This is a genomic window from Paenibacillus alkaliterrae (assembly GCF_021532375.1).
Taxonomy (GTDB): Bacteria; Bacillota; Bacilli; order Paenibacillales; family Paenibacillaceae; genus Pristimantibacillus; species Pristimantibacillus alkaliterrae.
The window spans coordinates 1-15,152 of record NZ_JAKGAP010000035.1 but is presented as its reverse complement, the minus strand read 5'-3'; the positions used below and the strand labels follow the sequence as shown (position 1 = coordinate 15,152).

The following is a 15,152-nucleotide window of genomic DNA, read 5'->3' as shown; positions in this document are numbered from 1 at the left end:
AAGACGCCAGTACCGCTCGCGATTCGTAAGAATGCAGCCGTATTGACGTCTTGCTTATAAATCGGCACCCGGTTTTCCGGATGCATTCTTGAAGGATGAAGGAGATACGCCTTTATACTTCTTGAACTTGCTATGAAAATAATCGACATTCGCGTAGCCGACACGCTCCGACACCTGATGCACCTTTAGTCCCTCCTGCAAAAGCTCGATCGCATGCTGAATCCTAACCTGGTCGAGATAGGTATTGAAATGGTCTCCGGTGTAGTTTTTGAACATTTTGCCCAGATATCCGCTATTGTAATTGAAAAGATCCGCAAGCGTCTCTAGCTTAATGTTCTCACTGTAATGCCGCTCGATGAAATCTGTCATTTGCTTCATGACGGAGGAGCTGTCAGACTTTCCGAGCTTTAAGGCCAGATCCGCTAACCGCTCCCGCAGCTGTTCGAGCATCTCATCATAATGATGGGCGAGATATAAAGCGGTAATCATCTTCAAGTCCTCTTGCACGGATAGGTGCGGATTAAAGGTCGCCGCTTTGTTCAGTACGATCGTAAGCAGCTGCGCCCAGCAGGACTTGATTGCCTGCTCGGAGCTTTCGTTGTTGCAAATTTGATTAGAAGCCTCCAACAGCGCTTTATTCACGCCCTCCTTGCTGCCGATATCGAGCATATAATACAGCTTCTGCGCAAGTGTATCAATGGACAGCCCGTCCCGCTGATTGTCATCTGACTGCCTTGGATCGGATGATAAAGTAGCGATATGGATTTGCTGGCCCTTCAGCATAAACCGCTGCTTAAGCAGTCCGGCCACTGCTTCCGACCACTGCCTAAGCTCCTCCGGATCTCGAACCGGCTCGCTGGCGACGGCTGCGAACCGGACTCTTTCGCCGCAGCAATCCTCGATCCATTGCCTTATTTGCTCGCGGGAATCATTTTGCAATAAATAATCCTTAAGCAGCACGCCAACAAAAGGCTCGGCGGAAAAAACCCAGCCAATCTGCTTTCGTTCCACGATATCTGTCAGCTTCTTCTTAAGCGTCGCATTCATAGTTAGTGAATGCTCCCGGCTGTACAGCTCGATAAGCAGAAGCTGATAATACTTCGCCTGAGCGCCCAGCAATGATTTTAAGTCTTGGCTAGCGGCAAGCTCAGCGTCAAACTTCCCCTTCGAAAGCTGCTGAAGCAGCTCCTCGCGCAAAAGAATGGTCGTTTGCTCAGAGCTTAGCTGCTGCTCGGATTCCTTCTTAAGCTGCGCGCTTATCCGCTCGATATAGCTTTCCAGCTCATCCTCGTCGATCGGCTTTAAAATATAACCGTCCACGCTGTGAGCGATCGCTTGCTTCGCATAATTAAAATCGGCATATCCGCTCAAAATTAATAGATGGCATGCTGTATCCGTTTTTCTAATTTGCTCTATCGCTTGAAGCCCGTCCATTACAGGCATTCGAATATCGATTAATAGGAGGTCAGGACCGAGTTCTTGGTGCTTCTCGACCGCCTCTTTGCCGCTTGCTCCGACGCCAACGACCGTGAAGCCGTGCTTTTCCCAATCGACCAACGTCTTCAGACCTTCTCGAATCATCGGTTCATCGTCGACGATCAACACCTTATGCATTTGGATGACCCCCTATCGGAATTTCAAACGTAATTCGCGTACCGATGCCCGTTTCGCTATGAATCGTAAGCCCGCAGCCATCGCCGTATATCATGACTAGCCGTTGATGGACGTTTCGCAGACCAATCCGGTATTCCTCTTCTTCCTCCATATCATGCAGCGAATCGCTGATCTCACGGATTTTCTCATCGCTAATGCCGATTCCATTATCGGCAACTTCTACCTTAAGCATACTGCCGCTTACGATAGTCGTTAAGGAAACGTAGCCGCCCTCAGCCCTATTTTCCAACCCATGAACAACAGCATTCTCAATTAGCGGCTGAATAATAAGCGGCGGGACTTCGATTTCACGACCGGCTTCGTCAATATGGAGACGGAAGGTCAGACGGTCATTCCCGTATCTGAATTTTTGAATTTCCAAATAACAGCGTACGATCTCCAGCTCGTCTTTTAAAGCGATTTTCTTCGTACCGACCTCTAAATTTCGGCGGATCATTTTGCCCAGCATGCGAACGATCACAGAAATTTCCGTTTCTCCCTTCATATGAGCCTTCATCCGAATCGATTCAAGCGCATTGAACAGAAAATGGGGATTGATTTGACTAGCCATCATCTTCAGCTTAATTTCTTTCTGCCGCAGCTGCAGCTGCGCTTGCTGCTTATGCGACTCCGTCACCTCATCCATTAGTCCGCGTATGCTGACGACCATATTATTGAATTGCTTAGACAAAATCCCGATTTCGTCGTTTCCCGTCACATTCGATATGACATTCAAATCGCCCATCGCGACTTTATTTAAATCCTTGTTCAGAACGAGCATTCGCTTGGCCAGGATGGCTGAGAAAATGTAAATTAATATAAACGCGATTACGAGACTGAGCATAATAATACCAAACCCGAGCAGGCTTATTCGGTTCGCACCGCTTACAATGCTGTCGATCGTAAATACCGAGACGATTTTCAGACCGTTTCTGCTTGACGAGGGAATTAGATTTTCAACGACGATTTTGGACGGCTTGCCATCAAATTTGAATTCGTAGGTACCCTCCGCGATATTCGTCAATTGATTGGCAAAATCCAATTCCGTTATGCTGTGACCGACCCATTCCGGATTTTTGGCTGCAATAATCGCTCCGCTGTCATCCATAATCATCGTATCGAACGGCTCTTGGCTAATCATCGCGTTCAACTCGACCTGATTGATTCCGATGACAAGAACGCCGCTTGTCCGATAGGTCGGAAACGTTATTTTGCGAATGAGACTTAACGTTTTACGATTGCTTTTAGTTTCATCTTGGATGTAAGCCCAGTGTATGCCTTCCTGCTTCATAGCCGATTGGTACCAGCCGGATTCGGCTATGGGCGCTGTCAGCTTCAGAAACTCCCAATTTTCCAAAATCGTCTTATTCATCGTGTAGAAGCGGATGTTATAAATCTCGCGGTACAGATGAATATAATCGCGGAAATCGTGAAATTCCCTAAAGGCTTCAACAACGTCATAGGTAGTCTTGTACTGCGTATTGACGATATTCGTCAGACGGCTGTCGACGAGGAGCTTGTCCGATATTTCAATCGGCATCCGGATAATATCCGTGGTCTGCTTCTTGATGCGCTCGACATTGTTCGTTATTTGCTGAGTCGCCTGGTCAAGCACATTTTGGCGAAAGGCAACCGTCAGAAAGATACCCACAATGAGCACTGGAACGAACACAACAAGTATGAAAGAAAAAATAAGTTTGTTTTTGATGCGAATATTGTTCATTTTAAGTGCAAGCTTTCTGATATAGGTTTGTTAAAATGATATTTTTCAGCTCAAGCAACTTTTCTTTATTCGCCTCACTTTGCATATATGCTTCTTCCTCGCTCGGCGCAGACTGAAGATAATAAGCCAGAGAAGCCTCGCTGTCGCTTATCGAGTCAGGGAGAGGATGTCCCGAGCCCCGAAACACTTCTTTCGCCGTATTAATCCAATCGCGGTATAAATCAATTTGAATATCCATCATGGCAGATTAAAAGCCTCTCTTTCCATATACTTTGTTATTCTAAAGGATAAGTCGGACTCCTCGAAAAAGCAAACTTGCGCATGAGCAAACATAAAAGAAGCTGCCTCCAGTCGCGTCTGCGATCCTGAGAACAGCTCCTTTAATCGTTACTACCGGATATGGAAGCTGCTTAGCTTGACGCTTCCCTCTAAGCTAATGAACAAGTCGCCTTCCAGCTTCGAGCCTGGCAGTTCGATACGAATCGTCTCCCAATCCTGCTCGCCGCCAGGACTTACCGTATAGGAGCCGATTTCGGCACCCGTCGCATTTCCGATCAGGACCGAAATTCCGCCGCCCTCCGCTCCGCCGCAAACGCGCGCTGCAAAGGCAGATGAACCGTTTGACCAGTCGACATCCGCGAATTTGATCCAACCCTCTGGCTGCGATAAACGGACGCATGTACCGCCTTCTTTGCTTTCGTCCAAATACACGTTGGCGTATTCGTCATAGTTTTCTGCGCTCGTTTGCAATGCCAGATTACGAGGCGGAATGGTCTCTCCTGCAATCGTAATCGTTGCGGATACCTTCGCGTCTGCGGAGGAGCCTCCCGCGGTAAACGTATACTCAGCTGTCTCAAGGCAAAACCGACCACGTGTGACATCCCATATCGCGAGCTCTTCGGCAGGAACGATCAATTGAACGTCCTTCGTTTCTCCTGGCAACAAGCTGATGCGGGTAAATCCGACCAGCTTTTTGAGCGGACGTTCTACTCTGGAGCCTTCCGTGCGTACATACAATTGCACGACCTCGTCTGCCGCAACGGACGATTCGTTCGTCACCTGAATCTGTACAGTCACATTGCCTTCCATACTCGTTGCATTGTTCGTAATTTCAAGCGCGCTGTAGCGGAATGAGCCATAGCTTAGTCCGTGGCCGAACGGATACAACGGCTCCCCATCGAAATACAAATACGTACGCTTGCCCTTCAAAATATCGTAGTCCATCAGGTCCGTCAGCTGCTCCTCCGATTTGTACCACGTCATATTCAGGCGGCCCGCCGGCGAATAGTCGCCAAACAAAATATCGGCAAGCGCGTTGCCAAGCTCTTGTCCCGCATGAGATAAATATACGATCGCCGGAATTTGTGCGTTAACGGCATTCAACGTAAACGGATAGCTGCCAATGACGACAACGACCGTATTCGGATTAGCCGCGTACACTGCGCTGATCAGCTCGTTCTGCGAAGCTGCGAGATCCAAACTTGGTCGGTCAATTTCTTCTTTCCCGTTAATAAGCGGGTTGTTACCGACAATGACGATCGCCGTTTCGGCCGCCTTCGCCGCCGCTACCGCTTCTGCGATGCCATCCGCCATAACGTCCTTTGTGAACAGTTCTGTTTCGCCGATTGATTCATCTTCTTTCACTTGGAGCGAATCCGCACCGCCGTTAGGCGCCGTAACCAGCCTGCCGTTCCAGGTCCGAATCGCAAATCGGCCGTTATCTTGCTCGTCGAGCTTGAACACCTCTTTGACATACCAGCCAAACGCTTCGCTAGCCGCCGCTGCGATATTTACATCGTCCGCGCTCGTAAGCAGCTTGCCTGAGGATTTACTCTCCAGCGTATAGCTGCCCCAGCCCCAGTCGGTTAATTCAAATACTTCGCCTGCCACTTCCGTTCCGGAGGCTTGAAGTCTGCCCCCGTCCCCAGCAGAAGCTTGAAGCGCTTGACCGTTTGCCGACGATTTCAGAATGATGCGGTCATTTCCGCTGCTGAAAGTTACGTTCTTTCCATCCAGCTTGCTCTTAATGCCTTCAAGCGGCGTAACCTTGTAAGGAAGAGATCCGGAGTACCAATCCCGGTAAACGGCATCGGCGAGCGGTCCAATAACAGCGACGCTGTTCAGCTTCTCTTTATTCCAAGGCAGTGCTTTGTCTTCGTTCTTGAGCAATACGATCGATTCGCGTGCCGCTTGCAGCGACAATTCGCCGTGCTCCGGTGCGCAAAGCTTCGATTCAGGTACGTTTGCATACGGCATCTGATCAGCAGGATCGAATTCGCCCAAACGGAAACGAACGCGGAACGTGTTAATCAATGCTTTGTCCAAATCCTGCTCCGTGAGCAGCCCTTCTGCCAACGCCTCGCGGATCGCGGCGCAGCATTTCTCTTTCTCGTCGGTAATGCTGTCGATACCGGCCTTGATGGCATGCGCTACCGCTTCTTTATACGTCTCATAGTATTTATGGTCGTTTACGATACCGAGCAAATCGCCAGCATCGCTAACGATGAAGCCGTTCATGCCCCATTCCTCTTTCACTACCTTGTTGACATCCCCGTGCAAAATCGTCGGTATCCCGTTGACGGAATTGTACGAGGTCATCATCGATTGCGCGCCGCCCTTTACGAAGGCAGGCTTGAATGCGGCTTGATAATATTCCTTCATATTGCGCGGGTCGATGCTTGCCGAGCAGCTGCCGCGATTGATTTCATTGTTATTGCCGATAAAATGCTTCAACGTCGCCACCGCTTTGAAATATTGCGGATGATCGCCTTGAATGCCCTGCACGAGCGATGTTGTAAGCTCGCCGGTCAGCTTTGGATCCTCGCCATACGCTTCCTCCGTTCGACCCCAGCGCGGATCGCGCTCCATATCCACGGTCGGAGCCCAAAGCGTAAGCCCGTTAATCGCAGGGTTTCGCTGGAAGTAAACGCGCGCTTCGTCGCCAATCGCGGAACCGATCTCCTTCATTAAGGACGGATTCCAAGTACAGCCTAGTCCGATCGGCTGCGGGAATGTCGTCGCCTCGCCCAGCCAGGCCATGCCGTGCGCCGCTTCGGTGCCATGTTTGTACGGCTTGACACCTAATCTGTCGATCTCAGGCTGGTATTGTACCATCGATTCGATTTTCTCATCCAGCGTAAACCGGGAGACGAGATCGGTTACGCGCTCCTCGAGCGGGAGTTCTATGTTCTCAAACGGAAATCGTGTTTTTATCGTCATTGTCGGTTACTCCTTATAAGGTTGCTGGTGAAACGATAAAACATTCGTTAACTTTCGTTGCGAATGGCTTGGAAGCATCGACCGCCGTACCGTCGGATGCATGAAGGGCAAAGCCGGCATGGTAGCGCAGGCTGCAGGTTGACCCATGCGTCGACTGAATGCGTGCGGATATGAGTTTGCCTTTCTTCCATTCGATATCGACGATGAAGCCGCCTCTTGCTTTGATCCCTTTCACAAAGCCGCTCGGCCAAGCGGACGGGAGCGCCGGGAGCAGCTCAATACTCCCGAGATGGCTTTGCAGCAGCAGCTCGGCGATACCTGCCGAGCCGCCGAAGTTGCCGTCGATTTGGAACGGCGGATGATCGTCAAATAGATTCGGCAGCGTCGAGCGTGCGAGCAGAGTATGGATGAAGCGGTACGCCGACTCTGAATCCTGCAATCGCGCATATAGATTGATGAGCCAAGCACAGCTCCAGCCCGTATGGCCGCCTCCATTGTTAATCCGGCTCTCAAGCGACCTTCTTCCCGCTTCCAGAAGCTCAGGCGTCTCTTCACGATTGATGGTCGTTCCCGGGTATAAGCCGTAAAGATGCGATACATGCCGATGCCCCGGCTCCTGCTCCGCAAACCGCTCATGCCATTCCTGAAGCAGGCCTTCCGGCGATATTTGCAGCGGTGGAAGCTTGCTGCGGGCAGCGGACATTCGCTCTGCAAGCTGCCCGTCGAGCCGGAGCAATTTCGACGCTTCTATACAATGCTCAAACAGCTCGCCGATAAGCGTAATATCCATTGCCGACGATTCAGCTGCGCTGCTTGCTTCTCCGTCAGAAGATAGAAACTTGTTTTCAGGCGACGTGGATGGAGAGGTCATGAGCTGCCCGTCCTCGTTCTCCTGCAGCCAGTCCAAGCAAAATAAAGCCGCTCCCTTCATAAGCGGATATGCTTTTTCCCGAAGGAAGCTCTCATCCGGATTATACAAATAATGCTCCCACAAATGCTGTGTCAACCAAACGCCGCCAAGCGGCCAGAATGCCCAGCTCGGATGGCCCGCTGTAGGAGTGGCGGAGCGCCACAGGTCGACGTTATGATGAGCCACCCAGCCTCCGCAGTTATAATGGATAGCCGCGGTGCGCGCTCCGTTCTCGCTAAGCTCGTCTATCATTTGAAGCAGCGGCTCATGGCATTCGCTCAAATGGCATAACTCGGCCGGCCAATAATTCATTTGCGTATTGATGTTCGTCGTATAATCGCTGTTCCATGGGGGCTGCACCCGGTCGTTCCAAATTCCCTGCAGATTCGCAGGCTGAGTCCCGGGACGCGAACTAGCCATCAGCAGATAGCGGCCATATTGGAAATATAACCCTTCCAGCTGGGGATCCAGCTCTCCTCTCTTGTACGCTTCGAGACGCACATCCGTCGGCAGCTGCTCATTGGGCGTATGCCCAAGGTCAAGCTGCACGCGCTGGTATAGGCTTCGATGATCCTGAATATGACGCGTGCGAAGCTGCCCGTAGCCAAAGGAAGATGCCGCTGCCAGTATGCGAACGTTCTGCTCGCGCAGCTCGGCTTCGCTTTTAACCGGCTGACGATCAAAACTCACAAAGCTTGTAGCAGAGGATAGCAGAAACGTAACGGAACGCGCGCCTCGAATAACGAATTGGCTGTCCCCATTGACCGACGCTTCACCGCCTTCAAGCCTCACCTGGAGCTTTGTCTGATAAGTAATCCCGCAGTCGGCCTCGTACAGCACCGACCTCGGATGATCGCCCATATAATTATCAGCGACATGGCTTGGGCACCGCCCGTGCATGACAATGGACTTGCTGCTATCCGAAGACAGCTCGAATTGTATGGAGGCTAGCAGCGATGCAGTTAATGACAGCAATCGTTCTCCAGCCGCTTCATAATGCAGGCATAATACCTGATCAACGGCACTCACAAATGTGTCGCGTCTATAGAAGGTATCTCCGGCCTGGAAGCTGGTCGATGCGATCCCTGCATCCAAATCCAGCTGTCGAGTATAGTTAACGGGACGGGCGTCTTCTTGCGCAAAATGCTGAACCACATACAAATCGCCCATCGGCTGATACGATTCTGTATTCGAACCCAGCATTCTGGCTTCAATCAGCTTCTCCGCCTCTGTGAACCGCTTCTCCGCTATAAGCCGGCGCGCTTGCTTCAAATAACGCAATGCCTCATAGTTGTTCGTATCGCGCGGAAAGCCTGACCATAACGTATCTTCATTTAGTTGAATACGTTCCTTATCGATACCGCCGAATACCATGCCGCCCAATCGGCCATTGCCGATCGGCAGCGCTTCTTCCCATCTTGCGGCCGGTTGTTTGTACCAAAGCATCCATGGATGCTTCTCTTTTTCCCATTGTCCCATGTTTACGGTCTCCTGTTATCGCTTTCAAAGATTCGTCTCAAATAACGGTCATTATTTATCATAACGGAAATGTCCTCTCCTACAGTACCCATTAGATTTCGTGAAAATTCATATAAAAATTAGCGTTACGGCTCGTCATACAGCAACACAATAAAAAAAGGCTGACCTCTAAGCTTTCACGCAAATCCATACGATTGGGCTTCATTATGGTTAAATAACGGCTTCTGAGTCCGATAGAAAGCCATTCAACCCTAAATTTCACATATAAGGGCTTCTATGTCCGTTAAGGTGAAGCCTAAACACGTCAAGCACTGATTATTGTGTTGAGCCACTTTTCGCTTACAAATTTCTTGCTTGCACCAAGCTAGAAGCTAGCTAGGCGCCAAATGAAAGAGGCTGTCCCTAAGTCTTCAAACCTGACTTTTGGGACAGCCCCTTGCTTTTCGATTACAAGCCTGCAGCACCAAATACTTTATCAAATCCGGCCTTAGAGCGGAGCACAAGCTCCTCAGGCGACTGGTTTGGAGCCTCTGCCGTCAAAATTTCTTGCGATACGGCCCCTTTGTAGCCGATTTTGTTCAGCCCCTGAAGGAAGCCAACCAGATCGATAACGCCCTCGCCCGGATAAATGCGGCCGTTGTCGAGCGCTTCTTCCACCGGTACGTTTGGCGCGTCATTGATGTGCACATGCACGATTTGATCCGCGCGAAGCGCTTCGATATCGGCAATCGTTAGACCGTTCGTATACCAGTGATACGCATCGAACAGCAAGCCTACATTGCTTTCTCCGATTGCTCCGATCCAATCAAGCGTCTCCTCAAGCGTCCAAATGAACGGATTCGCCCAGCGCGTGCGCAAATGATGCGGACCGACAAACTCAAGGCCGAGACGAATGCCGTACGCTCCTAAAATTTGCGCGCAAGTGCGCAACCGGCGCGTTGCCAGCGCCATGAAATGCGCGGCCTTCAAATCGGTCGAAGGCAAAATGTACGTGCAGCAGCTCGTGCATCCAAGCGCTGCCGCAGCCGCAGCAGCGGGAGCAAGCTTGGCTAACCCTTCAAGAAAAGCCTCCTCCGTCGTTCTCCATTCGACCGGCAGTCCGATCGAGCCAATCACGATGTTATGGCTTGCAAGCAAATCGCGGGCTTTTTCCACGCCGTGGCGCTCTACGAGCGAAGCAGCATCCAGATCAACCGCGTGGAACCCGTTCGCCGCGGCCAGCTCGATGAACCGCTCATCGCTTTCAATCCGGCCAAGACCGGCACCAGTTAAACCTCTAAGCATAGGATAATACCTCTCTTTATTTGTATTTGTTTATCCCAAGTTCCAATCCAGCTTTACTTCATTGCCCGTACGGGACGATTCATAGATCGCATCAAGCACCAAATTGTTAGTCAGACCCGTCAGGACCGAAGTAATCGGCTGCTTGCCATCGCGAATGCACTCCAGGAAATGGCGGCTTAAGCGGGCGCGCTCGCCTTCATCGTTGTCCGCCTTGCGCAGCTCCGTCTCGATTGGCCGGTCGAATTTCTCCGTCAGCAGCTTGCCCTGAGCGCCGCGATAGCTTGCTCCGCCCTCCGAGCCCATCAAATGAATGAACGGCGTGTTATCCGTATCCATATGAACCGCCCAGCTCACTTCCAGCGACAAGGTGCTGCCGTCCTCCATTTTGATCAAAGCTGTCGCCAGATCCTCAACGTCATATTTGCCGTTCCAATTCGGCTTGCCCCAAGTGCCAATGCCTTTGCGGTTTGGACCGAACTCCGCGTAAGTCGCCCCGTATACGGATACCGGCTTCGGATTGCCCATCAAATACAATGCCAAATCAAGCATATGAACGCCGATATCGATAAGCGGTCCGCCGCCTGACTGATCCATTTGCGTAAACCAGGTTCCCCAGCCCGGAATGCCCTTGCGGCGGAACCAGCCCGTTTTTGCCGTATAGATTTTGCCAAGCTCGCCGCGGTCGATTTGTTCCTTGATTTGCATCGGAACCGATTCCCAGCGCATTTGATGAGCGATCATCACGACGTTGCTCGAGCTCTGACTTGCTTTCATAATTTGCCGCGCTGCATCGCCGTTAATGCCCATCGGTTTCTCGAGCAGCACATGCTTGCCTGCTTCAATCGCTTGAATGGCAAGCGGCGCATGGAATTGGTTAGGCACGCCGATGATGATGGCATCTACATCCGCAAGCTGTATAAGCTCTTCTGGTGAGGCAGCCACATTCATGATGCCATATTGCTTCGCCTTCTCCTCGGCAAGCGGCAAGTACGCATCCGTAATCGCCGTAATTTCGCAAAGCTCCGCTAATTTGGAAAACTCGCTTGCATGCACGCCGCCGATGTTGCCTGCGCCGATAATACCGATTCTAATTTTATTTGCAGTTGTCAATATAATTCCTCCTCAACACTTCTCATCCTTAAGCTAAAGCCTGATCACAATATTTATGTTAGAATATACAGGACAATAAAGCGTGCTTGTTTTTCGGAAAAAGTCTCAATTTTTCGGAGGAATCAACCATTTCATGACCTATATACCCGATTATTTGAAAACGTATCCAAATATGAACACATCTTCTCCGCTCCATATTAGCTTAAATCGGCTTTATCACGGTTTCCGTCCGCATCGGCATGATTTTTTGGAGTTTTCTTATGTCGTCGACGGCAGAGGCTCCGAATCCATTAATGATGCCAAGCATCAAATGCTGCCCGGCACGTTCACGTTTGTGCTGCCATATCAGGTTCATGAGCTGTTCACCGAGCCGGGAAGCACCTTAGTCTTATATAATTGCATGTTCAGCATGGACCTGCTTATGGAGCCCGGTCAGGAAGAGGGACTGATGGATTTAATCGCACAAAATGCGATGCCTTCGTTCGTTCAGCTAAGCGGTCCGGAAAATGAGCGGATGCGATTTTTAATAGAAGATATGTATCGCGAATATAAGGGGCAGGAGCCCTGGCGGCGAACGATGCTGCAGATCCGGCTGAAAGAAATATTGGCTTGCTTTGACCGGTATCGCAGGAAGGCTGCTCCGGCGTTACCCGTTACACCAGCGGTTACCAAAGCTAATGCATCCGTTTGGCCTATCATTCACCATATCCACCGCCATTATCAGGATGATCTGGCGCTTTCCGACCTGGCAAGCCGCTTCTCCTTAAGCGTCTCGCGGATAAGCGAAGTCATCAAGCAGACGACAGGACAAACCTTCGTTCATTTCCTGCATGATTTGCGATTGCGCCATGCGTGCAGTCTTCTTGTCTCCACCGACATGAGCGTCGCGGAAATTGCGCTCGAGGTAGGCTACGGCTCCTACAAAACATTCTCCCGCATATTCCGTGAGACGAAGGGCATCGTTCCAAAGGATTATCGGAAGCTGAAGTTCTGCCAAGACAAGGTATCTCAATGAATGCAGAAATGCGAAGGGCTGCCCTGAAGCAGAAAGCTCTACTCTCAGGGCAGTCCTTTGTCAGCTATGTGTTTAGTGGAAAATGGATAAGATGATGAATAAAATGGCCAGCAATACGTAAATGACAAGCGACACGACCATTAAAGTTCGCTTACTCACAGCGCTACTCCCCTTCCAGCACCGATTAGGCTATACACCATTATTGTATGTGCTAGGGGACAACGCGGAAATTGTCCGCATGATTATTTCGTCTCCATTAATCCTTCTGTAATTGATATAATCTAATTTCACAAACGAGGTAATCTCACCCTTTAAGATAACTTTTTTTTGCTGCCAAAAAAGGGGCTGTCCAAGTGGACAACCCCTCCTCTTTACCCCTTATTCAGCATCCTATCGCCCAGCATCTTCATAATATCGGGCTAGCTCAATAATCAATGCGCCCATTCGCTCCAGCTCCGGCACGATTATCCGCTTCACTCCATACTCTTTAAGCGCTTGAGCCGTTACTTTACCAACCGCGCCTGCCACGACCGGCCCCTCTAAGGCTTCAATCAGCACCCCTTCAAGTCCTGCTTCCTTAGCGTACTTAAACAAATAATGAACCTGAACCGCCGTCGTAAAGCAGACCGCATCCACAGCTCTCTCCGCAAGGTCAGACATAAACGTATCCAACGCGCCAGCTTCTGGAGGAACATGCCTATAAGGCAATACCGTTTCTACCTGCGCGGCTCCTTTGTTCCCTAGAAAACTTACCAGCTCTGGCGCCGGCTCCCCATGAAGCTGGATCCAAACCCGCTGACCTTGGAAATCATAACGGTCTAAGTTTTCAATAAGGTTCTGCATCGTCCCGTCATCATCGCTGACAACCGCCTGGAAATTATTCCTCTTGAGAAATGCGGAGGTTTTGTAGCCCCTTGTCGCAATTTTCGCTTTCGATAATGCGTTCAACACCTCATCTTTAATACCTAGTCTTTCTGCTGTATTCACTAAGCTGTCCGAACCCATTCCCGTCGTCAATATGACCCAATCGGCTCCCCGCTCTGCGAACGATCGCAAAGGTTCGGCCAGCGCCGTCTCCTCAAACATCGTTAAGCCCTGGAGAGAACGTATGATTGGCGTGCCGCCCTGTTTTTCTACGATCAGAGCCATTTCATCCGTTTTGCGCGATCCTGCGATCACAATTCGTTTATCATTCAATGCTGCTGTACCCATCGTTTATAAGCCACCGTACTTTCGGAATATTTGTTGCCATGCTTAATAGTAGATGTAATTATACCAAATGGAATTGAACCGTGCATCCTGCTATTGCTATATCCCCTCCCACCAGCACGAAAAACAACCCGGACCGGCTGCGCCTGCGGCTGGCTGCTTATCTGCCGGCGCGACTTCAACAGCCGTTCGGATAGTCAACAACGATAACATTAGCAATCAACCCGTCGAGCATTTTCACAAAAGCTTGATGAGCCGGGTGCGGACCGTAATCCAATAAGGCTTGCCGGTCGGCGAAGGTGACGCGGAGTCCCAGAGTATAGCCATGGATATTATCCGTTTCATGCGTTTGATTCAACCCTGCGGTCAGCTCGATAATGCCAGGGATGACATCCTTAAAGCCATGCAAAGTTTCAAGCAATTCTTTTTCTTTGCTCGACTCCAGCTTTTCGTGAAATTTAAAGGCAACGAGATGCTCAAACATCCTTTTTCATTCTCCCTTCATCCTCTTTGTCTCTATACTATAATTAAAATGCCACGTTGTCTTATTATTTTTCACTTTTTTCGTCATAACCAGGATCGATATCGAGTTTCGTAATGCTCTATGGGGGCGTCACTTTCATTCATAAGCCGGGCGATATGCCTGATCATGCCGGCTTCCACTTCCTGATCCTCGATGACGGATTGCTGCTTCGGATCGCTTTGAAGATCAAACAGCATATCGCCGTATAGGAACGGATTAACACTTCTCTGATGGCTGCTCCGGTTTCCAGAACGGAATGCAGCGATCTGCCCTGCATATCACCCGGAACGGGTATATCGAAATAATGCAGGAGCGTAGGAGCCAAATCGATCGTCTGCACCAGAGCGTAGCTTCTCATGCTTTGCGCCTTGTATCTTGGATCCCATAGAAACAATGGAATATTCACGATTTCGTTGTAAAAAGGTTGAAAGTTTTTCCCCCGCCACTCATGCTCTCCCAATAGAAAGACGTGATCGGCTCGATAAACTCGATGCCTCTCCTCACCGTAACGGACAAAGGCATGTTTTCCTCTTCCTTTAAAAATTGGCGGTTAATCCAATCTTGCCGCCATAGATCGCCCAGCTTCTGGCACGAACGTCAACCTCTCCATTCCGTTAGCGCCTTAACCGTTTGGGACTTGAACTAGAGTTAGCAACCATGCCGGGCGCACCAAAAAGCAGGGTGCCTGCATGAACCGCAAGCACCCTGCTTTTTAGTCTCTATTAATAAGATTCTTTTCTCATTTCCGTAAAGTAGAACAAACCAATGGTATGCTTAGAATCTCTAATTTTGTCAATGACCTTGCATATATGTATCATAGTATCAGAATCTTTTATCGTCGATGCGGCCTGATATAACGTATTTAAACTTCCTATCGCATTTTCTTTATTGACCGCCCCGTTCTTGAGATTAATCAACACGCGGTCGATTTCGCTATTAATAAACCACACTACTCTTTTTCTGAAAGTCGAATTATTCATGAATTACCTCCGATGTCATTTGAAATCGTACAGTGTTCATTATAGTT

The 15,152-nt window shown here is 49.9% G+C and carries 11 protein-coding genes; 1 reads left to right on the top strand and 10 read right to left on the bottom strand.

Annotated elements, in window-relative coordinates; all coding sequences use genetic code 11:
• Positions 1 to 54: 54 nt before the first annotated feature.
• The 7 genes from L1N85_RS15430 to L1N85_RS15400 all read right to left on the bottom strand — a co-directional run bounded on the left by L1N85_RS15430 (position 55) and on the right by L1N85_RS15400 (position 11,378).
• Complete coding sequence (locus tag L1N85_RS15430) at positions 55 to 1,614, bottom strand: response regulator transcription factor (RefSeq protein ID WP_235239976.1); 1,560 nt, start codon at positions 1,612 to 1,614, stop codon at positions 55 to 57.
• Positions 1,607 to 3,376 carry a cache domain-containing sensor histidine kinase gene (locus tag L1N85_RS15425; protein WP_235239975.1) on the bottom strand — a complete coding sequence of 590 codons (1,770 nt, stop codon included), beginning with the start codon at positions 3,374 to 3,376 and terminating at the stop codon, positions 1,607 to 1,609. The genes L1N85_RS15430 and L1N85_RS15425 overlap by 8 nt, the downstream gene beginning before the upstream one ends.
• Before the next feature lies 1 nt (position 3,377).
• Complete coding sequence (locus L1N85_RS15420; protein WP_235239974.1) at positions 3,378 to 3,617, bottom strand: hypothetical protein; 240 nt, start codon at positions 3,615 to 3,617, stop codon at positions 3,378 to 3,380.
• 149 nt (positions 3,618 to 3,766) lie between these two features.
• The gene (locus L1N85_RS15415) at positions 3,767 to 6,595 is read right to left on the bottom strand and encodes a glycoside hydrolase family 3 C-terminal domain-containing protein (protein ID WP_235239973.1); all 2,829 of its coding nucleotides are present in this window, start codon (positions 6,593 to 6,595) and stop codon (positions 3,767 to 3,769) included.
• Positions 6,596 to 6,608: 13 nt separating this feature from the next.
• Complete coding sequence (locus L1N85_RS15410; RefSeq protein ID WP_235239972.1) at positions 6,609 to 8,984, bottom strand: glycoside hydrolase family 95 protein; 2,376 nt, start codon at positions 8,982 to 8,984, stop codon at positions 6,609 to 6,611.
• Between the two features lie 447 nt (positions 8,985 to 9,431).
• Positions 9,432 to 10,268 carry a sugar phosphate isomerase/epimerase family protein gene (locus L1N85_RS15405; RefSeq protein ID WP_235239971.1) on the bottom strand — a complete coding sequence of 279 codons (837 nt, stop codon included), beginning with the start codon at positions 10,266 to 10,268 and terminating at the stop codon, positions 9,432 to 9,434.
• A gap of 30 nt (positions 10,269 to 10,298) precedes the next feature.
• Complete coding sequence (locus tag L1N85_RS15400; RefSeq protein ID WP_235239970.1) at positions 10,299 to 11,378, bottom strand: Gfo/Idh/MocA family protein; 1,080 nt, start codon at positions 11,376 to 11,378, stop codon at positions 10,299 to 10,301.
• A 133-nt stretch (positions 11,379 to 11,511) separates the two neighbouring features.
• Between L1N85_RS15400 and L1N85_RS15395 the strand changes: the two genes are divergently transcribed.
• Positions 11,512 to 12,393, top strand: a complete 882-nt coding sequence (locus tag L1N85_RS15395; protein WP_235239969.1) for an AraC family transcriptional regulator — start codon at positions 11,512 to 11,514, stop codon at positions 12,391 to 12,393.
• 390 nt (positions 12,394 to 12,783) lie between these two features.
• Here L1N85_RS15395 and L1N85_RS15390 read toward each other — a convergent pair whose 3' ends face one another.
• The 3 genes from L1N85_RS15390 to L1N85_RS27645 all read right to left on the bottom strand — a co-directional run bounded on the left by L1N85_RS15390 (position 12,784) and on the right by L1N85_RS27645 (position 14,669).
• Positions 12,784 to 13,605 (bottom strand): uroporphyrinogen-III synthase, encoded by an 822-nt coding sequence (locus tag L1N85_RS15390; RefSeq protein ID WP_235239968.1) that lies wholly within the window; start codon positions 13,603 to 13,605, stop codon positions 12,784 to 12,786.
• 175 nt (positions 13,606 to 13,780) lie between these two features.
• Entirely contained in the window at positions 13,781 to 14,086 is a 306-nt protein-coding gene (locus tag L1N85_RS15385) for a Dabb family protein (protein WP_235239967.1), read from the bottom strand.
• A 163-nt stretch (positions 14,087 to 14,249) separates the two neighbouring features.
• Positions 14,250 to 14,669 carry a sulfatase/phosphatase domain-containing protein gene (locus L1N85_RS27645; protein ID WP_328285224.1) on the bottom strand — a complete coding sequence of 140 codons (420 nt, stop codon included), beginning with the start codon at positions 14,667 to 14,669 and terminating at the stop codon, positions 14,250 to 14,252.
• Between the last annotated feature and the right edge of the window lie 483 nt (positions 14,670 to 15,152).

What these genes read in the sequence shown, in the direction of transcription:
- L1N85_RS15430 (WP_235239976.1), bottom strand. Translation starts at nt 1,614, where the DNA reads ATGCATAAGGTGTTGATCGTCGACGATGAACCGATGATTCGAGAAGGT.
- L1N85_RS15425 (WP_235239975.1), bottom strand. Translation starts at nt 3,376, where the DNA reads ATGAACAATATTCGCATCAAAAACAAACTTATTTTTTCTTTCATACTT.
- L1N85_RS15420 (WP_235239974.1), bottom strand. Translation starts at nt 3,617, where the DNA reads ATGATGGATATTCAAATTGATTTATACCGCGATTGGATTAATACGGCG.
- L1N85_RS15415 (WP_235239973.1), bottom strand. Translation starts at nt 6,595, where the DNA reads ATGACGATAAAAACACGATTTCCGTTTGAGAACATAGAACTCCCGCTC.
- L1N85_RS15410 (WP_235239972.1), bottom strand. Translation starts at nt 8,984, where the DNA reads ATGGGACAATGGGAAAAAGAGAAGCATCCATGGATGCTTTGGTACAAA.
- L1N85_RS15405 (WP_235239971.1), bottom strand. Translation starts at nt 10,268, where the DNA reads ATGCTTAGAGGTTTAACTGGTGCCGGTCTTGGCCGGATTGAAAGCGAT.
- L1N85_RS15395 (WP_235239969.1), top strand. Translation starts at nt 11,512, where the DNA reads ATGACCTATATACCCGATTATTTGAAAACGTATCCAAATATGAACACA.
- L1N85_RS15390 (WP_235239968.1), bottom strand. Translation starts at nt 13,605, where the DNA reads ATGGGTACAGCAGCATTGAATGATAAACGAATTGTGATCGCAGGATCG.
- L1N85_RS15385 (WP_235239967.1), bottom strand. Translation starts at nt 14,086, where the DNA reads ATGTTTGAGCATCTCGTTGCCTTTAAATTTCACGAAAAGCTGGAGTCG.